Genomic DNA, 21,747 nt, shown 5'->3' on the forward strand with positions numbered 1-21,747 from the left:
ACGTATAATTATGTGATTAAATGAACCAAAACATATATAATAATGTGATATTCGCTAAGACATAATGCAATTTTTGCTTTTTTTTTAAACGAGAGTATTGTGTTATTAAATTTGTCAAATAAGCTATTTGATTTGTGTAGTTTGTAGTGAATTATTTAAGTTGGATAGCGATTTGAAGGTAGTTATGTAAGTTTGCATGTAAGCAGCTATGCAAGTTTGCGTTATTTTGAAAGAGTTTTAGAGGAGAGTTGGTTGCTGTGAAGTCAATATTTAGCAAGAATAATATTTTTATTCGTATGAGATCTATTAGTCCTGCATTGCGATGGGCGCTGGTTGGCTTCTGCTTTTCTATGCTCGGCAATCAAGCGTATGAAGGCTCGGTTTTGCCTTCTATTATTATTGTGGGCTTGCCGGCTTGGGTTATTGGTTTTCGTAAGACTTTCATGACGGTTGCCGATTTTCTTTCGCCATGCTCTGGTTGGATTGTTGATAAGCTTGGCGGTTTTCGCGCTCTTGCTATGACTGAAGGCGTGGAAGGCGTGCTCAGCTTGCTGCCGCTTCTTATGCTTGGCTCTCCTGCGTGGAAGTGGTCGCTTGTAGCTCTTTCTTGCGCATTGTTGATTACAGGTCAAGTGATTGATATTGCTAGCGAAGTTTTCGAAGTTGATGCTGCCGGCGGCGATGACGGCATGATTGTAAACTACAGCGGCATTGTGAGTATTTTGGCGAGTATTACAGGAACGCTACTTGGCTCTCCGCTTGGATCTTGGATTGCAAGCTGGTCGATTCCTGCGGTTTTGATTTTCTCGTCCGTGACTTCTTTTGCGGCTTGTGCTACGCGATTTATTATGAAGCAAGACATTGCGCAAGCGTCTTGTGCAGAAGAGGAAGCGTCGCAAGATGTAAAGGAAGCGTCGCAACATCTACAGGAAGAATCTCTGGAAAATGACGTTGCCAACAAATCTGCAGCTAAGCAATCTGCAAATCCGTCACTCAAGAGTAAAATCATGCTTCTTTTGGGATCTCTTTTGGTCGCTTTTATTCCTGCATGCTCCGTTTCCTATATTCTTCTCGGTATCGGTAAGCAATATAGCTCTCAATCTTTAACAATACTGTATATTTTCACTGGTGTAGGAAGCGTGCTCGCATCCGTTTTGTATGCGCACTCTTCTCAAAAACTCGGTTTAAGAAAAGTTGCGATTTTGGGTATTGCTGTGAGCTTACTTGCTTATTGCTTTATGTTCATTAATCTTTTGCCGATGATGTGCTTCGCATTCTTCCTTCAAGCGATTGGTGGGATGCTACTAGTAGAGCCGATTATTGTTGCGCGTCAGATTCTGTTTAAAGGAAGTACTCTCGCTAAGTTTTCCGGTTGGGCGCGACTCGCGTTTGCGATTGGTGCTACTAGCGGATCTTGGATTGGATTTGTGTTCTCATCTTTGCTTCAATGGCAACTTTTGCCTATACTTGCGCTGATTTTTACTGCCGGTTTGCTTGTTGTTTTGCCACAGTTGCCAAACACGCGCTACGCAGATTAGACGATTTGCATATATATGCATACCTATGTATAATCTGTAAAAAATAAAAATAAAAATAAAAAATAAAAATAGAAATCTTGCAAGTGTGAATGCAAACAAAAGAGTATAAAATATTCTGCACGAATTAGATACAGGAGACTCTCATGCACAAGATTATTCAAAAATGGAATGACATTGACCTTATTTTGCGCATTGTTATTGGCCTTTTTCTTGGTGCTTCACTTGGCATTTTTGTGCCTGCTCACGTTTATGTGCTAGATCTTATTGGAAAGCTTTTCGTGAGCGCGCTTAAATCTGTTGCTCCAATTTTGGTATTTTGCTTGGTGATTGGCGCTCTTGCAAAAGCAAAAAGTGTGGGCAATATGAAGCTTGTAATCTTGTTGTACGCATTTTCTACGTTTGCCGCAAGTTTGGTAGCAGTGTGTGCGGCTATGATTTTCCCGGTTGACTTTACTTTTGCTCATGTTGAAGCAGCATCTTCGCCGTCTCCTCAAGGAATTGGTGAAGTTCTTAATTCTCTTGTGCTAAATATTGTGGTAAATCCTGTAGATGCTCTTTCTAAGGGCAACTTTATTGGTATCCTCTTCTGGGCAATCGCTTTTGGTATTGCACTTCGTTTAGCTGATCCTTCCACAAAAACATTCTTCGATAATGTTTCGTCTGCAATTGGAAAAATTGTTCACTGGATTATTAACGCAGCGCCTTTTGGCATTATGGGTCTTGTTTATACAACGGTTGCAAGTAACGGTCTTCGTATTTTTAGCGAGTACGGTTCTGTTATTGCTCTGTTAGTTTGCACTATGGCTGTTGTTGCTTTGATTCTTAATCCTATTTTGGTTTTCGTTCTTACTGGCAAGAATCCATATCCTCTTGTATTAAGAACATTGCGCGATTCGGGTGTTACAGCGTTCTTTATGCGTTCTTCTGCTGCAAATATTCCTGTGAATATGAATTTGTGCGAAAAGCTTGGTTTTAACAAAGACAATTACTCGGTTTCGATACCGCTTGGTTCAACTATTAATATGAGTGGTGCTGCTATAACTATTTCTATTATGGCTTTGTGCGCTGCGCATACGCTTGGTATTTACGTTGATATTCCAACGGCTGTGATTCTTTCTGTGCTTTCTGCAGTTTCTGCTGCTGGTGCATCTGGCGTTGCCGGTGGTTCGCTTTTGCTCATCCCTCTTGCCTGCTCGTCGTTTGGTATTTCGAATGACATTGCTATGCAAGTAGTTGCTATTGGTCTTATTATTGGCGTTATTCAGGATTCTTGCGAAACTGCACTTAACTCTTCCACAGATGTTCTCTTTACTGCAGTTGGTGAATATCGCATGTGGCAGCGTGCAGGCATTAAGTTCAAAATGGGTCAAGATCACGAGACTGTGCAGCTTAAAAAGTAACTGTTGCTAAGTAAGTGTTCTTAATAGTGCGCGTTCTTACGTTTTTACGTTTTATGAGCGCGCACTTTTTGCTATATTTTGCGAGGTGTTATTGTAAATGAATTTAACAGATGTTCAAATAAAAGAGTATGAAAAGTATAATAGCGAGGATATTTTAAGGCTGTATGGTTCCGTTGGTTGGTCTGAATATACAGATGATTTAGCTTCTTTGGAAAATGGTTTTAAAAATTCGCTCAAGGTTTTAGCTGCGTATAAAAATGATGAGCTAGTTGGCATTGTTAGGGCTGTTGGTGACGGGTACACGGTTGTTTTTATCCAGGATATTCTCGTTTTGCCTGAGTATCAAAGGCAGGGGATAGGGTCTGCTTTGTTAAAGGCGATTGTGGATTGTTATCCTAATGTTCGTCAAATTCAATTGACCACGGATTGTACTGAAAAAACTATTGCTTTTTATAAGTCTGCTGGTTTTATTGAGTTTTCAGAAATTGATTGCTGCGGTTTTATAAAAGACAGAACATGATGCAAGTAAGCATTGCGCATAAATGTGTTTAGGTATTACGTATAAGTGTTATTAAGCACGATAAGTGTGATAATGTAGCTTTCAATGCTTTGTAGCGAGCGAATCGGCAAAATGGAAACGAAAATGCTAGCTACGAAAATGATATTAGAGAAGAAATAACAAAATAGTATAGATATAAGGGAAGTGAGAGGTAGCGAGAATGAGTAAAACTGACAACGCGGCAAATAAGCAATCATCGGCGAATCAGCAATCATCCAAATTACATCCCGACGTAAAAAATTACGTAAAACTATTTTTCAAAGAAAACAAGCTTGTAGCTTTTCTTTCGATGATAGTTTTTATTGCCTTGTCTATGATTTTCACTGCTATTTCTTGGATTTTGCAAATTATTTTCGACTATATGTCTGGCAAAGGAGACTTCTCTTTAACTACTATTTTGCTGCTTGTCGTTTCCTTTATGCTGGCAATCTCTTTAATTTTCGCGTTGAAGCGCAGCGCGTACCCTCGCTTTCTTGAAAAAGCAATGAATCAGTATAAAGAGTCTGTTATCAAAAAGCTTTTAAAGAAGAGTTATAGTGATTTTTCGCTTGCAAATTCTGGCACGTATCTTTCTGTACTTACTAATGATTGCGAGCGTATTCAAGAAAAGTATTTGAAGAAGATTTTTGACTTTGTTCAAGACGTTCTTATGCTTGTAAGCTCTCTAGCTCTTATGATTTACTATAGTCCGCTGCTCACTGTTATTGCTCTTATTATTTCTGTGCTTCCAATGGCTTGCTCTATTCTTACAGCTAACGGAATTGCTACTCGCGAGGAGCAGGTTTCTAAGTCGAATGAGTCTTATACGGCCCTGACGAAGGATGTTTTGAACGGCGTTTCGGTTATTAAGAGTTTTAAGGCGGAGCAGGAGGTTATTGATCGCTACAAAAATCAGTCTATGGAGCTTGAGCATACTAAGAATCTTCGCGAAAAAACAATGACTACTGTTTCTGCTCTTGGAACGATTTCAAGTCTTGGAACTCAGCTTGGCGTGATGCTTGTTGGCGCTTGGATGGTTAACGCTCACGTTGGTGTTATTACTGCTGGAATGGTTTTAGCTTTCACTAATTTGATGAATGGAGTGCTTCAGCCTATTTCAAGTCTTCCGCAAATGCTTGGCGAGATGAAGGGTGCTAAGAAGCTTATTAGCAAGATGGCTGATTATATGAGTAACGCTAAGGAAGATTCTGGCGAAATTATTGACGATTCTATTAAAAACGTTGTTTTGCGCGATGTTTTTTACGCTTATGACGTGGATCATAAAGTCTTGAAAAACGTAAATCTAACTTTGCAGGCTGGAAAATCTTACGCGATAGTAGGACCTTCTGGTGCTGGTAAGAGTAGTTTGATTAATCTGCTTATGGGTTACTACAAGGATTATGAAGGTAGCGTGCATCTGAATAATCACGAGCTTAGTAAGGTTAGCAAGAGTTCGCTTTACGATAAGACGACTCTTATGCAGCAGTCTGTGTTTATGTTTGATGCTTCGATTTTAGATAATATTACGCTTTTTAAGCCATTCCAGAGCGCGGAGGTGGATCGTGTGATTCACTTGGCTGGTTTGGATGATTTGATTGCTGCTAAAGGCAAGGATTATCAGTGCGGTGAGAATGGTAGTCATCTTTCTGGCGGCGAAAAGCAGCGTATTGCTATTGCGCGAAGCCTGCTTAAAAAGTCCGAGATTCTGCTGGTTGATGAGGCAACGAGCGCACTAGATAACGAGACGAGCGCGAACGTAACGCAGTCTATTTTGGATTTGCAAGGAATTCTTCGACTTGTTGTAACTCACCGCTTGGATGCTAATTCGCTTAAGCAATATGATGAGATTCTTGTGATGAAAAGCGGCGAGCTTATTGAGTGCGGAAGCTTTGAGGAACTTATGAATCAAAAGGCTTACTTCTACTCGCTTTACACTGTGTCTATGTGAGGTTGTTACGCTGGTTTGCTTTCAATGCGCTGTGCAATTTCGATGTCTGTAGAGACACGCGTGCAGATTGCGTTCTGCGTTATTGTCTATGGTGGCCTATTATCGGACATTTGTGCAGTATGGTTTCTGCGCGAAGGTCTGATTTTGCTTATTTTTTGACATTGGTGCAGTTTGTTTTCTGCGCGAAGGTCTGATTTTGCTTATTTTTTGACATTGGTGCAGTTTGTTTTCTGCGCGAAGGTCTGATTTTGCTTATTTTTTGACATTGGTGCAGTTGGCGCTCGCGTTGATTACGCTCGCGCGAGAAACTCGCGTTGGAAGTCCACTGGACTTCCAACTTAAGCGAGTTTCCGCTCCGAGTTGCCTTCGCGTGCGCTTTGACTGAGTCTGAAATTATTGGAATTTCAGGCTCCTTCAAAGCGTGATTTGGCTTAATTGTGAAGCACGGTGTACTTCACATGCCAAATCAGCCGAACGGCTATGCCGTGAGGATATGCGCTCAGGCAGGTCGTCGCGCTGCGCGAAGGTCTCTGTTTGGTATAAGTAGCCATTAAGTGCAAATTCGCAGCGATTGGCTACTTTGTGATTTGTTTTTATAAAAAATATATGAGTTTGCGATTTTAAAATTTAGCAAAATAAATTTTATGCAGAATCTGTTTTTATTTAATGATTTTGTGTAATTTAGATTGTATAGAGTTAGAGAAAAGGCATATATGGAACAGTTTAAACAGTATGACTCGAATGATCGAGATGACTATGAATCTAATGATCAGAGTCAGCCAAGTTTAAACGATGATACTGTAAATTCAAATGTCTACAACGTTGTGCATAAAGATTCGCAGAATATGTCAAAGAATGCCGAGTGATTTATAAAAGGGAGATGACATGAATGTAAAATATGGTAGCGTATTTACAAATCCAGAAGTTTTAAACAGACTCGCGCGAATAGAACAATCTCCCCAAATACAAGGAAAATTAAACGAGTTAAAAGAAGGCGTAAAAAATAACTCTTTTGATTTCGCGCGCTTAATCCCATTGGTACCAGTAGTAATGGTTTTTGGCGCTTTATATAATTATTTTCCAAATATTGATTACTCTCGTTACAAATATTATTTGCTAATAGTAGGTGTTTTTGTTGTTTGCTTTGCAGGTAAGTTTTTTGTAAATAATAAGGTCGATGTAGATGCCCTATATTCAGATAATGTTTTAACTCCGATTTTTAATGCGATTCTGCCTGGAACAGTATTAAAAAATTCCGAAGGAATTGACAGCAGTATTTTTAATAATCTTCTGCCAATATCGAGTAGGTATTATTCAAATACACACATAATTTTTGGCGATGAATTTAAAACTGAATTTTCAAATATGCAAGCAATGCACTTTTCTAGAAGTGAAAGTGGAAAAACTGTCAAAAAAACAGATTTTATTGGACAAGTCTTATTAATAAACTCAAAAACCAACATAAATGGCCACATTAGAATCGTCCCAGTTACTGGAAAGAACTTTATGGGGCAAAAACTAAATGGATACTATGGTAAAAAAACAAAAGAGGAGAGTGAAGTTCAAACAGAATCTATTGAATTTAATAACTCGTATTCAATCTTTTCTACAGACGATTTTTATACAAAACTGGTATTGGATCCAACACTTATAGAACTATTGAATAATTTGCAAAAAAGAATGCGAGTTTGCTTGTACCTAGATAGTGAGCGTATTGTTGCAGCCTTTGATTCTGGTCGGTATTTATTTGGCGCTCCAGGAAAATCTGGTGTAGAAAACTTATCTTTAGCAAGAGAATACTCAAAATTTAGAGATGTTTTGGCTGAGTATTACGAAATAATTAACGTAATTAGAGAGAAATTACAAAAGTAGAAAAAGATTAGAACTAAAGGTGACATTATGGGAGACATTATGAGTGACATTATGGAAGACCTTATTGATAGGGACACTATGTTAATAGTTGTTGCGATAGCGGTTGTAGCGCTTATTGCCTGGTTTATAGGCACGTTAAATAGGCTAAGAAAATATAGGGTGATTATAGAAGAGTCGCAGAAAAACGTTGATATTGCGCTCGCTAAAAGATACGATACGATTTGCCAAATGTTCAAAGTTGCTCAGTCGTTTGCAAAGTATGAAAAAACAACATTAGTGGATTTGGTGAGTTTAAGAGAAGGATTGGGTTCTGCGGATTCTAGTTCGGTAATCAAAAATCAGAATCATGCAATAGGGAAGATTTATGCTTTGGCGGAAGCTTATCCGGAATTGAAGTCTTCTGAACAATTTTTGAACTTGCAGGAAGAAATAAACGACGAAAACGAGCAGCTGGCGGCGGCAAAAAGAATTGTTAATAGTAATATCAGCACGCTTAATCAAAACATTGTTACATTCCCAGTTTCACTTATTGCAGATTTAAGCGGAATAAAGCAGATGGATTTTCTTAGTGAGGATGATTTAAGCAATAAGAAGAATATAGATAGCATATTGGGTTAGATGGAATATTGAGCTGGGTGGCCTATAACCCGTTTATGAAGTGGCCAATCGTTGTAAATTTGTAGCGATTGGCTACTTTGTGATTTTTGCGTACTAATGCGTGTATTTGCATATAGGATTGAGTTGCTTGTAGGATGGAGCTGATCGTATGAAGGAGTTGATTATATGACAGAATATGATTTGCCGATTTTAGAGTATGATTCCGATAAAAGCGCGGTTATTATGCCAAATCACGATAATATTTCTGTTCAGCTTCCATCTAAAGCGGTTTTTGCTTTCTTAGGCGATGAAATCGATCAGTATGCTTTAAGTAGAAAAGCTACGATTGTAGCAAATTTTGAATCTGCAACTAAAGTATATCCAATATATGTTTTGGAAGAAAAAGTAAAGAAAAAAGTAAGGGAAGACGCAAACAGCGAAGTAGAAGAAGAAACGCAAAAAATCTGCTTAGTACAGGCTCCAGTTGGCGCTCCTGCTGCTGTTCAGATTTTAGATTGGTTGATTTCTTACGGCGTTAGGGAAGTTGTTAGTGCTGGTTCTTGCGGATCGTTAGTTGATTATGCAGAAAATGTTTTTCTGGTTCCGTATAAAGCTTTAAGGGATGAGGGAACTTCTTATCATTATTTGCCTCCAAGTCGTTATGTTGATGTTTCAGAGCGCTCGAGGCGTGCTATTTTGCAAACTTTGCAGGCGCATAATTTGCCTTATTATGAGGTTAAGACGTGGACTACGGATGGGTTTTTCCGTGAAACTAAGACGAAAGTTGCTAATCGTAAGCAGGAGGGGTGCGCGGTTGTTGAAATGGAATGTTCTGCTTTAGCGGCTTGTGCGCAAATGCGTGAGATTGTTTGGGGTGAGATCCTTTACACTGCAGATACTTTGCATGATGTTGAAAATTATGATGAGCGTAATTGGGGCGGGGATTCTAAAGCGTATGCGCTTGAGCTTTGTATTGAAGCAGTGTTGCGCATTTGATACGTTCATGCTGATGCTACATATTAAATCAGCATAAACGTGCTGTTAAGTAGATGTGCTTTGATTGCAGACTCCCATTAGCGTAATAGTGATAGAGTAAAGTTTATATAATTCATCCAATCGTGCTAATATGAGTTACAATATATGCACGAAAGGATGGTGAGTGTTATCGCTACATTATTAAATGCTAATAGCAGCAATATGCTTACTTTAAAAGAAGCAAAATCTTGCGGACTGTCAAAATATAAGTTTTATAAATTTGTTAAAGATAATGAACTAGAACAGTTAAGCGGTGGAATATACGCGTCTAAAGACTCCTGGGTAGATGAGTTGCTTCTTATTCATAAGCGTTCACCATCTGCTGTTTTTTCTCACGACGAAGCTTTCTTTTATCATGGATTGGTTGATATGGAGCCAATTACTCACACTATTACTGTTTACAGTGGTTTTAATGCTCATCGGCTGAAAGCGTCGTGCAATGTGAAAGTTTATAGCGTAAAAAAGGAATTGCTTGAAGTCGGAAAGATTTTAGTCACGGATAATCTCGGTAATAAAGTGCCAATGTATAATCTCGAAAGAACTGTCTGTGACGCGTTTAGAAGCAGAAATTTAATTGAGATTCAGGAATTTAATACAATCTTAAAATCTTATATTGCTAGACCAGACAAAGATCTCAATTTGTTGATGGAATATGCGAAACTTTTTAGAGTAAACAATGTTGTTCGCAAGTATTTTGAGGTGTTACTATAAGTGGGTTTAACGGATGCGCAAATAAGAGGTAGAATCAAAAACCTCGCAGAACAGAATAGCGCAGATCCTCGCGTGCTAATGCGTCTAACGTAGACATGAGCTAGTGGCCATTAAGTGCAAAATTGCAGCGATTGGCTACTTTGCTGTTGACTGATTTGAGATTGGTTGATTTGAGATTGGTTGATTGGTGCTTAAAAATAAACGCCAGGGAGTTTATTTCAACTCGACTGGCGTTTATTAGTTATTTGCGTTTATTGGTTACTTGCGTTATTCGCTAGTTGCGTTTTTACTTGCCGTGTTTGCCGATGCGCGTGCGTTTAAGCGAAAGTGCGCCGAAGGCTGACAGCAAGAATGCTAATCCAGCACCTGCAATGGTTGATGTTTCAGAGCCAGTGCGAGCAAGCGGTTCGTGCGTTTGTGGAGTTGGTGCTTCTTCCACAGTCTTTTCTTGCTCTGGTTCTGGTTCTTGTTCTGGTTCCGGTTTCGAAACTATAGGCACTGGAATAGGCTCAAGTTCTGGGATTGGAGCAGGAATTGGCTCCGGCTCTGGCTCTGGTTCCGGTGTAACCGGTGTTGGTTCTGGTTCCGGCTCCGGTGCTGGTTCTGGTGTAACCGGTGTTGGTTCTGGTTCCGGCGGAACAGGAGTTGGTTCTGGTTCCGGCTTCGGTGGTTCCGGCTTCGGAGGCTCTGGTTTTGGTGGCTGCGACTTAGGCTTCGTAACTCTAATTACTGCGTTCATTGTTGATACATTCTTAGGATTACCCTTCTCATGCAACGTTATGCCATCTTCGTGTGTGTATGTTGGCGTCATCGCTGGATTAAGAACGATTGGTACGTCATCAACCTTCGAACCATACGTATTATAAGAATCGCCGTCCTGGGCATCCGTGTTCGCTGTAAATGTGATTGAATAGTCTGTATTCAACGTATATTCAGTATTCATCTCAACCACGGTTGTCTCGCCGTTACGGACAAGTTGAACTTTCTTCAGGCTCACTTCCCCTGGTTCTGGATTTAATACCTTCATAAATTCGTCAGTAATTTCCTGAATTGGCTTCCTATTGTCGTCCAACAAATAGAACCTGAGTGGAATTGTCTTTGTTTCGCCCGGCTTGATGTAAAAAGGTATTCCATAAGTACCGCTGTTGTATTCACCTATTACTGTCTGCGTAACGTTATTAAGACCGAGATCATCGAACTTGTATGCTTGGTTCGTTCGCGGATTAGTTCCAGCTGTGCCTTCAAAGATATAATTCCTCTTTCTATATGCCTTGAATTTTTTCAATTCACCTACCGTCATATAATTTGAGCCATCTTTACCTTTATAGATCGATGTCATATACACAGGAATTTCGCGGATTTTTTCATCGCCATTCCAGGCAATCGTAGGCGTACCATCAAAATTCTTATTCAGAAAGTCGTAGCTCAAACCTTCTAGTCCTACGCCGCCGATCTTTTGCTCGAGGTTGTATTTTTCAAAGGTTTGCGTGCCTATTGTTGTTTGGGTAATTGAGTCCCACATATTCTTCGAATTTTGATCTTTGAAGAACCATGGCGTTTCTTTGATGTTTTCTTCTGTTGTTTTTCCGTCCTTAGTGATTTTTAGCGTAATATTGCTGAATTTCCTTGCGGAAATAGCTTTGCCATTTTCTGTAAACGCTGCAGCATCTGTCATTGTCAACGCGTTCGTATTTGGATTGTAACTAAGATACTGAGCGTACATCTTCATTTGTGACGTATCAGAATTTTTATCATTGTTTATCACTTGCCACTGAACCTGTTTTCCGTCCTGATTGGTTGCAGTTCCAGATGCTAATACGTTAGTAGTAGACTCTGGTGGAACAGGTGGTTTCGGCGTCGGTGGAACAACAGGTGTCTGCGGCTTGTTTACAGTAATGTTTTGCAATATGCCTAACGTTATATAGTCTGAATCTGTGCCTTTGTGTGTTGTTGCCATATATACAGGAATCTTACGGCTTGTTTCGCCGTCCTTCCAATTTGTAACTGTTGGAGTACCTTCAATTTTACGTGTACTAAAGTTGTATCTTAAGCCGTTTAAGCCTTTGCCGCCAACTTTTTGTTCTTGATTGAATCTCGTAAAGTTATATGAACCGATTGTAGTTTTATCAATTTCGTCCAAAATGTTTTTCAAATATTGACTCTTATAGAACCATGGTGTTTCTTTAATGTCGCCAATGGTGGTAGGAGTCGTTTCATTGTCATTTGTGACTTTTAGTGTAATGTCGTTATATTTTCTTGCAACAACATTTGCTACTTCATTCTTGAATGGCACATTGCTCATAGTTGCGATTAACTTATTATTATTAGGATCATAATTGAGCTGTTTGCCATATTCATGCATTTTCGCAGCATTAAAATCTTTGGTGCTACTAGAATTATCCGTTACTTGCCAATTGTACTGTGTGTTGCCCTTATTTACGGTTCCGGATGCCAATGTGTTGTTCGACTGCGGCACTTCATGTTGTATGGTCTGGCCTGCTGTTGCGGTTGTATTTGCTAATTCTGTACTGGCTTCACGATTTTCGATGTAAGCTTTATTGTTATCTGTTTTATTATTGCTGGCTTTGGTGCTATTTTCTAAAGCATTTTGATTAGTGAGATTGGCAGGGGGGGGGGTAGTTGTTTTTATGTTATTTGCATTAGTGTCAGCAGCGTAAGCGGTTTGGCTCATGCATACTGCGCAAGCTGCAGTCGCAATACCCATCATTGTTGAAGTCAGAATTATTTTCGCTGCCTTATTCATAAAACACCCAACTCTCTAATCAACTACCTAATCAGCTATCTAACTAGCTGCCTAAACAAACTTTTGTTATTTTGTTTAAAACAATATAACAAATATAAAATTGCACATTACATTATAACAATATTAATAAAAAATAAAAGTGTTTATCGATAATTTTATCAATAAACACTTTTGCGTTTCGAAATACTTAATCTCTATTAAATATTCAACTAAAACATTTAGCTAAATAATACGAGATATTTAATAGCTAATCTCGGGAATAATCTGCTAAATAAACTGCGAAATAACAATGCCGGCAGCCATAAGCGGAATATTGAAAATAAGGAACGTTGGAACGCAAGTATCCCAAATATGACTGTGCTGGCCGTCCGCGTTTAAGCCGGCAGTAGGTCCGAGTGTAGTATCGGAAGCAGGGGAGCCTGCATCACCAAGAGCTGCAGCGGAAGACATAAGAAGAATCGTTGCAGGAGTGCTAAAACCAATGCTCTGGCAAAGAGGCACGAACAAAACCGCAAGAATAGGAACTGTACCAAACGAAGTGCCAATGCCCATAGTCACAAGCAAACCAATAATCGTAATCACAAATGCAGCAACAAGCTTGTTCTGACCCATAGATGCAACACCTAAGTGCACAAGCTCCTCAACTCCGCCTGTTGCTTGAATAACGTTAGCGTAGCCGCCGGCAATAAGCATAACGAAAGCAATAAGACCCATAAGCTTAACGCCGCCCATAAGCTGCTTGTCGATATCGTTCCATTTTATTGCGCCAAAAATAATCATCGTTGCAAGACCTGCAAGAGAAGAAAGCGAAAGATCCTTACTAATAACTTGCACTACTACAACAACAATAATCGCAAGAATAGTTACGTAATGTGCTTTAGTAAGAGGACCGACAACAGCGTCAGCAGCACGAGTATCAGCTTCGTTGGTTTCGTATTCGCGAGGCTTGCGGTATAGCACAAAAACTGCAAACAGTAAGGCTGCGAGCATTGCAGCACCTAAATACCAGTTCACAGCGCTAACGTCTGCAACGCTAACCTTCATGCCGTTTTTAGAAAGATTCGTAGCAATAACAGTCTGGAAAATTAAGCCAAATCCAAACGGAATTGCAATGTACGGAACTTCAAGACCAAAAGCTGTGCAGCAGGCAGCTGCTCGGCGATCAATCTTAAGTTTGTTCATAACTTGCAAAATCGGCGGAATAAGAATAGGAATGTAAGCAATGTGAACTGGCACAATATTTTGAGACATGCACGCAATTACTGTTAAAACAGCAAGAAGAATGAATTTGTTAGTGCCAATAATTTTGCTAATTTTTTTAGAAATAATTTGAGCCAAACCGGTTGCTGTAATTGCTTCTGCAAAAGTACCAAGCAAAATGTAGGCGAGTGCAGTTTGTGCGTTGGTAGAGAAACCGTCGCAAAGCAACGCCATAATAGTGTGATTTCCATCTCCAAAAAGTGGAAGATGGCCGGCAATGCCACCTGCAACACAAGCTACAATCATTGCTAGCAAAACATTAAGTTTTGCAAGACTAAGCGCACATAGCACTACAACCGACACAATAACCGGATTAAATATAATATTTAAAATTTGCAAACTTAGCATGCCGTTCACCCCTTTAAATGCTTGAATTTTATAATATATTGTTTGAAGCAATATGTTTTATTTAGTATTACTTACGTTTGTATTTTTTGCATATGTATTCTTACATATGTATTTCTTACATTTAGTAATTAAAGACAATATAGCATGGAAGTGTTTACAACTTGTTTCTTAAGTGAATATAAAATATAAACAATTAAATAAAAAAATTAGAGTAGCTTAACAATTGTTTACCCAAAAGAGTACTCTGAAACCTGTGAGGTGATGAATTCATAAATCACCGGATGTTCGGTTTTACACCGTTTTATTGCAACATTGCAACGTGAGTTTATCGCGAGAAATAGCGGTAAAGCAATGTGAAAATTAAAAATTGTTTTGCTAATTGTGAAGATCTAAAAATAAACAATAAACAATAAACAACAAACTAAAAAACTAAAAAACTAAAAAACTAAAAATTGAAAATAGTTATTTAGAGTATTTAGAGTAAGGAGGAATGCCTGGCGCTCTAAGTAAAAAAGATACTACGCCATATCTTAATTACAAGCGTCAAACATACAAATTATGCAAGAGAGTCGAACACTTTTAGAAGCTAAAGAATTAGGTTTACAAAAATTTAGAAGATCACCATTTTGGGACGTATCGTTAAAAGTAGAGCCTCATCAAATCGTTGCAATATCAGGCGAACACGGCTCTGGAAAATCAGCTCTGCTACTTGCACTGTCTGGTTATATGAAATTTACGAACGGAACTCTTACTATTGCGGACGCAACTCTTCCTAACGATTTTAAAGAATCGCGTAAATATGTGGGATTGGGATTATTCAACGGAATTAACGAATTCTACAAAACGCAAACAATAGAAGAAGTTTTGATGAGCGAGCTAAAACTCGCATCATCTTCGCCACTATTTCGCGAACAGTATAAAAATGATGTAAAAAATCGCGAAGCGTTACGACAATACGCGTACAATCTTCTTGCGCAGTGGAAAGTATTTTCTCCTCACAAAACAGCAATAGGAGGGTTAACGCCATGCGAGCGCATGCGTTTGGCAATTGCGTTGGCTTTGCTAAAAAAGCCGTGGCTACTATTTGTTGATGGAATTGAGACGGAGCTTACTAGCGAGCAAAGTGAATGCTTGCTTGCAGATATTCGCGAGTATGTTAGCAAAAACTACTGCTCTTGCCTTGTTGGAGTTTTGCAAAGTGAGTTAGAAAAGCAAGCGGATCAGGTATTAAGACTTATGCCAAATAATGAGAAAGCAGAAAATTCTCGTACTGATTCTCAGCTTAGTGAACGTAAAGCAAATGGTGGTGAAAACAATGCACGTTAATACTATTGCTCTTGCATTTCGTGAGCTTAATAATGCTATAAAAGGAAAAGCGCGAAAGCTTGTTATTGGAACCGTAGCTTTGATTCCACTTTTGTACGGATCGCTTTACTTATGGGCATTTACTAATCCGTACAATACGCTAAACACTGTGCCTGTGGCTGTGGTTGTTGAAGACAATGGTGCTATGATTAACGGCAAAATGCGCAACATTGGAAACGAAATCAAAACTCGTTTAAAGAATCAAAAAGACGGTAGTGAAGGTTTCCAATGGAATTTTGTAAATAGTGCTGAAGCGAATAAGGGTCTTAAAAATGGCAATTATTTTATGGTAGCAACCATTCCAGCTTCCTTCAGTAAGTGCATTGCTTCCGCGCAATACGACACTCCAACTAAAGCAAAACTTCACGTAAAGTACGATCAGGCAAGCAATATGCTGGCCTCTCAAATTGGTAAAACTGCTTTCCACACTATGCGAAGCGAAATTAGTGAGGCTATTGCACAAGAGTATTGGGAGCACATGTTTGCGAAAGTTAATTCAGCTTCCGATTCTATTGGTGTTGCTGCAAACGGTGCTGGAGCATTGCATGAAGGTTCAAAGTCTTTGCAAGGCGGAATAAATAAGCTTGCAGATGGGTCGAATAAACTTTCGCAATCTTTGCAAAAACTTCAAGGCGGATTAGGGGAGCTTCAAAAAGGCGCGAATACGCTAACTGAAGCCAATGCTCGCAGCAAAGAAGGAGCTCAATATCTTGCACAAAAAACGCAAGATTTAGCAAACGGAGCTCAACAGTTAAGCGAAGGAACGCAAAGGCTATCGGCAGCGACAAGCGAATTCTATGAAGGAGCTCAAAAGCTTGCAGCTTCAAGCAACGAATTAGAAGAACATGTTAAAGCTGGAAATGCTGAAACAAAAGCACAAATTACTGGTCTTCTTATGCAAGCGCAAAACCCAGCAGTAACAAAGGAAGACGTGCTTGCTAATTTGCAAAGTTTGGCAGAAGGATTAGGTGAAAATTCTAATCTTCTAGAAACAAATCTTTCTGCTTTAAGCGCTGGAGCAGACAGGCTTTCTGCAGGAAGCTTGCAAATAAAGGGCGGTGCTGACGCTCTTATGCAAGGCATGGAAAAAGTTAATGTTGGTTCAAATAAGTTAGTTGCTGGCACAAATAAGCTTGCTGACGGTTTGGCTCAAGTAAGTAACGGTAGTGAGAAGCTAAATAATGGCGTGAATGAAGCTGCACAAGGTTCTGCGAAAATAGTGAACGGTTCTGATCAGCTTAATTCCGGCGCTAAGAAGCTATCGGATAACACTCCAAAGCTTGTTGATGGTGCTAAGAAATTGCATGACGGGCTTAAAGATGCTCAAAAGTCTGGAAAAGTAAACGGTATTGTTCAAAAAAGTAAGATGATGAGCGCACCAGTTTCCTTGGAGGAGCACGAGTATTCGCACGTTGAAAACTATGGAACTGGTTTTGCTCCTTACTTTATTTCCATCGGCCTTTGGGTTGGTGCTCTTATGGCAACATTCGTTTTGAGAGTTATGGATAGGCGAGCGATACTAAACGGCATGAATCCGCTTAAGAGCGCGCTTATTAGCTTGACGCCGTTTGTGATTATGGGCGTTGTGCAGGCTGTGATTCTTATGGGCGTTGTGCAAGGAGCGTTAAAGTTGCAAATCGATAATGTTGCTGCATTCTACGCGCTGGGGATTATAGCGTCAATAGTCTTTATGGCTATAATGCAAATGATTATGGTGATTTTCCACATACCAGGGCGAATAGTTGCGATTGTGCTGCTTATGTTGCAAATCACAAGCTCTGCAGGAACGTTCCCTGTGCAAATGACGCCGGCATTCTTTAGAGCTGTTCACCCATATTTGCCAATGACGTACTCGATTATGGGCTTGCGTCAAGCAATGGCTGGAAAGAACAGTGGTGAAATAGTCTCAGGCATTGGAATGCTTGTGCTTTTCGGCGTGATTGCGATTGCTATAACAAGCATTGTTGCGCATATGAAGCGCACTGTAACAATGTTTGATTTGCATCCTGTAATAACGCTTGAGGCGTAAGTTTCACATAGTCGCGATAATTAAAATCCCCGCAGCTTTTGTTAGTTGCGGGGATTGTTTTTAGTGAGATTCGTTTTTTATTAGAATCTGTTTTTATTAGAATCTGATTTTAGTGGAATCTGTTTTTTAGTTAGAGTCGATTTTAGAAAGTAGACGCGTAGACTTCGGCAATTGCAGATTCGTCCATATGCATGTAGGAATTCTTCAAAAGTCGCTGCTGCTCTTTAACAACGGATGCTGCCCAGCTTTGAATCATGTCTTCGGTCATGCCATACTCGTGAAGCTTGTGCTTAGGAAGAATCGTGTTAAGAACTTCGTCAAGCTTATTTAATACGTCTTCTTTCTGGCATTCAAGAATATTTGCCATGAAGTCAAAAAGCTTAGAAAGCTCAGTGCTTTCGGCGCTGGTGCTACTTTCTGCGTCGTGCTTAGCGTAGTATCGCAAAACGCTTGTAAGAAGAGCGGCATTTGTTTCGCCATGAGCCACGTGGAAAGTGCCACCAAGCGGATAAGCCATCGCGTGAACGCAACCGCAGCCAGCGTTACCAAACGCAATACCAGCGTAAAGACTTGCCGAAACCAAGTCGCCTACAACTTTGCTTTTTGCACTACTACCTTCCTTCACAACTCGCATATAACTTTGCAAAATAAGCCCGCAAGCCTTGTAACTAAACATTTTTGTAAGCTCGGTTGCAATAGGAGAAAGTGCGGACTCAATCGAGTGCGTAAGAGCGTCAATAGAGCTGGTTGCAAAAACGTAATCCGGAAGGCTCTTCAATAATTCCGGAATAAGAACCGCGTCCGTAGCGTAGCAAGCATCGTTTGCCAAACCCTTCTTAGTGTTGCGCTTAGTAAGTGAGAACACGGCAACGTTCGTCACTTCGGAACCGGTTCCGCAAGTAGTTGGCACAAGAATAAGATTCGCGCCTTTTTGCGCAGGAATCTTGCCGTCGACCAAATCCTCAAGCGGGCTTGTTTGCTTCAACGAGCAAACTTTCGAAATATCCAAAACAGTGCCGCCGCCAATGCCAATCACGCGCTTCGGGGTAGTGTGAATGTCACTAACGATTGCATCAACCATTGCGTCGCTCGGCTCGCCCTTGCCGTACTTTTCTTGGAAAATCACGTCGCAATCAAGATTCAAATCACCAAAATAAGGCTCCCAAATATACTGGTTTGTAATAACCAAATCGCCTTTACCAAGCTTAAATTCTTGCGCAAAGTCGCGTGCGTGCTCGAACTTATGAATAGTTGGTTTAATAGAAAGCTGCTTCATCCCAGACTCCTTTGTTTTAATCCATGTCTTGTGCTAATAGTGCTAATAGCTCGCGTTGTGTGCGTACTTTTGTGCGCGGATGATTAAAAAACCAAGCAACTGCTCCATTATAGAACAGATTGCTTGGTTTAATAAACGCGATTTAAGCTAATTGCAGAAGCTAATCAGCATATTAATCAGATATTAATCAGCCCTTCAGCAAAGCCGTGTAAGCTGCCATCGTAATGTAGTTGTATGGCTGGTTGAAATGAGGCATGAAGAAGATGTCGCACAAAGCAAGTTCCTTAATCGTAACCTTCTTTTGAATAGCCAGCGAGAACAGGTGAATTGCGGCAGACATATCGTAGTTAGAAGCCAACTGGCAACCAACAATAACCTTAGAATCCTTCTTGTAAACAATGCGAATCTTCACCTTTGGATTCTCAACTTCCATAAACGCCGGCTTTTGAGTATCCTCGAAATCAACGTAATCAACGTCCATTCCCTCTTTTTGAGCGGCAGTCAAGCTCAAACCGGTGCAAACAAGCTTGTAATCGTAGATCATCATTGCGCTAGAGCCTTGCACGCCCTCGGTTTCTACAGGAGTTCCGCAAACGTTGTGACCTGCAATCAAGCCGCTTCGAACGGCGTTAGTAGCGAGCGCAATGTAGTTCACGCGGTCTCGGGCATTGTCGTAGATTGTAGCGCAGTCGCCGATTGCGTACACGTCTGGATCGGAAGTTTGCTGTTTCTTGTCAACGAGGAAAGCGCCGTTAGCATACTGCTTTAAGTGATCTTTGCCGAGCGCAACGTTTGGGTGGAAGCCAATAGCGCAAATCACCATGTCTGCATCGTAAGTGCCTTTGCTTGTTTTAACAGCCTTGACTTCAGTTTCGCCAACAATTTCTTCAACAGTTTGACCAAGTTCAAACTTAATGCCTTTATTCTCCATAATTTGCTTCAAATTATCGGAAAACTCTGGGTCAAAGTAGCCGTTAAGAATATGGTCTTCCATGTCAATAAGGGTCACGTTTTTACCAAGACGCTCGAAGGCTTCAGCAAGTTCCACGCCAATGTAGCCGCCGCCAAGAACCACAACATTATGGAAATCGCGCTCTTGGAGCTTAGCAATAACAGTTTGTGCATTCTGGAAAAGCTTTACCATTTGCACGTTTTCCAAATCGATGCCCTTAATGCGAGGCTTGTTTGGAAGGCTTCCGGTAGCGAGAACCAGCTTGTCGTAAGAATCGTGAATAACAGTGCCGTCTTTAAGTTCGACTGTTACTTCTTTCTTTGCGTAATCAATGTCTAAAACTTTACTTTCAAGATTTACCTTAGCGCCTTTTTTAACGAAATCTTCTGGCTTTTGGTAGAACAGGCCGTCACTGCTTTGAATCTGCTTGCCAATCCACAAAGCCATTCCGCAACCAAGGAAGGAAATATTATTATTCTGATCGTAAATTGTAAGCTCGTTTCCTGGGTAGCTCAAAATGGTGTTAGCGCAGGCAGTGCCGGCGTGATTTGCGCCAATCTGAATGATCTTCGTCATCGGTAATCTCTTTTCGTCGTTGAATCTAGTTTTAATTTTGTTTATTTTTGCTGAATTCTGCTGAAATTAATTTAATTTAGTTTAATTTAATTCTGTCGAATTCTGTTTAAATTATGTTATGTGCTGTGTTAACTACTTTGTTTAATTTACGCCGCAGCGTGATTGCACATCTAGCGCACAATCTTATTACACGAATGCTCGTCTTACCAATTTTGATTTTGTGCGTGTTGTGGGGGGGGGTTATTTCACAATCTGACTATCACTAATCTTTTCGCGAACTTGAATTACGTAGTAGAATCCTGAAGTTTGTATACAGTTTATATACAGTGACATTCACATATGTACAGTTTTTGTGATGCGTTTTAATGTTTTAATAAAGTGATATTCGTATGAAGGGGTATTGTGATGCGTATTTTGATTACTGGTTTTACGCCGTTTAACAATGAGTCTATAAATCCGTCGTGGGAGATTGCGCAATCGGTGCATGCACCTGAGGGTGTGGAACTTGTTCGTTTGCAGATTCCTACGGAATTTAGCAAGGGTGCGCAAAAAGTTATTGAGAAAATAGAGGAAGTTCACCCTAATGCTGTGCTTTCGTTAGGTCAATTCGGTGGTTCTGCTTGTTTTAACGTTGAGTATGTTGGTATTAACTGTAGAGCTGCGCGCATACCGGATAATAGTGGATATAAGCCTTGGTATGAGCCTGTTGTGCAAGATGGCGATGTGGCGTATAGAGCGACTTTGCCAGTTGTGAACATAGTTGATGCTTTAAATAAAGCAAAATTGCCTGCGTCTGTGTCTTTTTCTGCTGGCGCGTACGTATGCAATGACGTACTTTACAGTGTTTGTTATTATTGCCAGACTAAAAAATTGCCGATTAAGAGTGGTTTTATTCACGTTCCATATTTGCCTGAGCAGGTTCTTGATAAGCCGACTACGAGTTCTATGAGTTTAGTTGATATGCTTCGAGGCGTTGAAGTTGCGCTGCAAGTAATTGCGGATGATTGCAAGTGATTGCAGGTAAACTGCCAGCAAATCTTTAATTTGTAAGTAATTGCTAATAAATAGTATGAAGTATTTATTTTCTACGCTCGCTCAAGCACGCGTTCAATAGCATTATTTTGCGAAAGAAGATACACGCAATACTGGTTCATGCTTATGCCTTCGGCTTGAGATTGCTCAGCCAACTGCCTGTGTAATTCTTTAGGGAGACGCAGTTTGAATTGACCAGAATAGTCATTCAGCTCATGGTAAGACGGCTCTTTTATGTTGATTTTGCTTTCAAGAGCTGCTTCAAACCAAGCATGCTTAGCGTCCTGCGCATTTGCTGCTGCTTCTTGTTCGGAGTCTCCTGAACTTATGCATCCTGGCAAATCAGGGTAGTAGGACACAAATCCGCCTTCATCTGGATCTTTTACAATCTCCAGCTTATACGGTAGTGACATGTAGTAGCTGAGTGTTTTATTTGTTGGTGTTTTGGCATTGTTTTTGTGAGTGATATTTTTGCTAGCTTTATTTGTTTTAGTCATATTTGATTT

The 21,747-nt window shown here is 40.1% G+C and carries 17 protein-coding genes; 12 read left to right on the forward strand and 5 right to left on the reverse strand.

From position 1 onward, the window contains the following. Nucleotides 1–296 precede the first annotated feature (296 nt). The 9 genes from ACTJLE_RS04685 to ACTJLE_RS04725 all read left to right on the forward strand — a co-directional run bounded on the left by ACTJLE_RS04685 (nucleotide 297) and on the right by ACTJLE_RS04725 (nucleotide 9,639). Nucleotides 297–1,538 carry an MFS transporter gene (locus ACTJLE_RS04685; RefSeq protein WP_481267643.1) on the forward strand — a complete coding sequence of 414 codons (1,242 nt, stop codon included), beginning with the start codon at nucleotides 297–299 and terminating at the stop codon, nucleotides 1,536–1,538. A gap of 143 nt (nucleotides 1,539–1,681) precedes the next feature. Beyond that, the gene (gene sstT / locus ACTJLE_RS04690; protein ID WP_481267644.1) at nucleotides 1,682–2,938 is read left to right on the forward strand and encodes a serine/threonine transporter SstT; all 1,257 of its coding nucleotides are present in this window, start codon (nucleotides 1,682–1,684) and stop codon (nucleotides 2,936–2,938) included. Between the two features lie 97 nt (nucleotides 2,939–3,035). Continuing rightward, nucleotides 3,036–3,458, forward strand: a complete 423-nt coding sequence (locus ACTJLE_RS04695) for a GNAT family N-acetyltransferase (RefSeq protein WP_481267645.1) — start codon at nucleotides 3,036–3,038, stop codon at nucleotides 3,456–3,458. A gap of 199 nt (nucleotides 3,459–3,657) precedes the next feature. Further along, a complete protein-coding gene (locus tag ACTJLE_RS04700; protein WP_481267646.1) occupies nucleotides 3,658–5,424 on the forward strand; it encodes an ABC transporter ATP-binding protein in 1,767 nt (588 codons plus the stop codon). A gap of 713 nt (nucleotides 5,425–6,137) precedes the next feature. Further along, nucleotides 6,138–6,290, forward strand: coding sequence for a hypothetical protein (locus ACTJLE_RS04705; RefSeq protein ID WP_481267647.1), 153 nt, complete (start codon nucleotides 6,138–6,140; stop codon nucleotides 6,288–6,290). A 19-nt stretch (nucleotides 6,291–6,309) separates the two neighbouring features. Further along, on the forward strand, nucleotides 6,310–7,296 hold the full coding sequence (locus ACTJLE_RS04710; RefSeq protein WP_481267648.1) for a DUF3137 domain-containing protein: 987 nt from the start codon (nucleotides 6,310–6,312) through the stop codon (nucleotides 7,294–7,296). 39 nt (nucleotides 7,297–7,335) lie between these two features. Beyond that, nucleotides 7,336–7,914: a LemA family protein gene (locus ACTJLE_RS04715; protein ID WP_481267735.1), complete on the forward strand. Its 579-nt coding sequence runs from the start codon at nucleotides 7,336–7,338 to the stop codon at nucleotides 7,912–7,914. A 165-nt stretch (nucleotides 7,915–8,079) separates the two neighbouring features. Then, a complete protein-coding gene (locus ACTJLE_RS04720; RefSeq protein ID WP_481267649.1) occupies nucleotides 8,080–8,889 on the forward strand; it encodes a nucleoside phosphorylase in 810 nt (269 codons plus the stop codon). A 156-nt stretch (nucleotides 8,890–9,045) separates the two neighbouring features. Beyond that, a complete protein-coding gene (locus tag ACTJLE_RS04725) occupies nucleotides 9,046–9,639 on the forward strand; it encodes a type IV toxin-antitoxin system AbiEi family antitoxin domain-containing protein (protein ID WP_481267650.1) in 594 nt (197 codons plus the stop codon). A gap of 286 nt (nucleotides 9,640–9,925) precedes the next feature. Here the strand turns inward: ACTJLE_RS04725 and ACTJLE_RS04730 are convergent, their stop codons facing one another. Both ACTJLE_RS04730 and ACTJLE_RS04735 read right to left on the reverse strand, forming a co-directional pair. Further along, on the reverse strand, nucleotides 9,926–12,403 hold the full coding sequence (locus ACTJLE_RS04730) for a hypothetical protein (protein WP_481267651.1): 2,478 nt from the start codon (nucleotides 12,401–12,403) through the stop codon (nucleotides 9,926–9,928). A 267-nt stretch (nucleotides 12,404–12,670) separates the two neighbouring features. After that, the gene (locus tag ACTJLE_RS04735; RefSeq protein WP_481267652.1) at nucleotides 12,671–14,011 is read right to left on the reverse strand and encodes a Na+/H+ antiporter family protein; all 1,341 of its coding nucleotides are present in this window, start codon (nucleotides 14,009–14,011) and stop codon (nucleotides 12,671–12,673) included. A gap of 558 nt (nucleotides 14,012–14,569) precedes the next feature. On the opposite strand from ACTJLE_RS04735, the gene ACTJLE_RS04740 reads away from it, so the two are divergent. Both ACTJLE_RS04740 and ACTJLE_RS04745 read left to right on the forward strand, forming a co-directional pair. Beyond that, nucleotides 14,570–15,337: an ATP-binding cassette domain-containing protein gene (locus ACTJLE_RS04740; protein WP_481267653.1), complete on the forward strand. Its 768-nt coding sequence runs from the start codon at nucleotides 14,570–14,572 to the stop codon at nucleotides 15,335–15,337. Continuing rightward, nucleotides 15,327–17,405, forward strand: coding sequence for a YhgE/Pip family protein (locus ACTJLE_RS04745; RefSeq protein ID WP_481267736.1), 2,079 nt, complete (start codon nucleotides 15,327–15,329; stop codon nucleotides 17,403–17,405). Before ACTJLE_RS04740 ends, ACTJLE_RS04745 begins: the two co-directional genes overlap by 11 nt. A gap of 142 nt (nucleotides 17,406–17,547) precedes the next feature. Here ACTJLE_RS04745 and ACTJLE_RS04750 read toward each other — a convergent pair whose 3' ends face one another. Together ACTJLE_RS04750 and nox are read right to left on the reverse strand one after the other, a co-directional pair. After that, nucleotides 17,548–18,681, reverse strand: a complete 1,134-nt coding sequence (locus tag ACTJLE_RS04750) for a 4-hydroxybutyrate dehydrogenase (RefSeq protein WP_481267654.1) — start codon at nucleotides 18,679–18,681, stop codon at nucleotides 17,548–17,550. A gap of 187 nt (nucleotides 18,682–18,868) precedes the next feature. Further along, nucleotides 18,869–20,209 (reverse strand): H2O-forming NADH oxidase, encoded by a 1,341-nt coding sequence (gene nox, locus ACTJLE_RS04755; RefSeq protein ID WP_481267655.1) that lies wholly within the window; start codon nucleotides 20,207–20,209, stop codon nucleotides 18,869–18,871. A gap of 405 nt (nucleotides 20,210–20,614) precedes the next feature. Here nox and ACTJLE_RS04760 point away from each other — a divergent pair, with 405 nt between their 5' ends. Continuing rightward, a complete protein-coding gene (locus ACTJLE_RS04760) occupies nucleotides 20,615–21,223 on the forward strand; it encodes a pyroglutamyl-peptidase I (protein WP_481267656.1) in 609 nt (202 codons plus the stop codon). Between the two features lie 71 nt (nucleotides 21,224–21,294). On the opposite strand, the gene ACTJLE_RS04765 is transcribed toward ACTJLE_RS04760, so the two are convergent. Beyond that, nucleotides 21,295–21,738: a toxin-antitoxin system HicB family antitoxin gene (locus tag ACTJLE_RS04765; protein ID WP_481267657.1), complete on the reverse strand. Its 444-nt coding sequence runs from the start codon at nucleotides 21,736–21,738 to the stop codon at nucleotides 21,295–21,297. Nucleotides 21,739–21,747 lie beyond the last annotated feature (9 nt).

The organism is Gardnerella sp. CCPDSM (genome assembly GCF_056754715.1).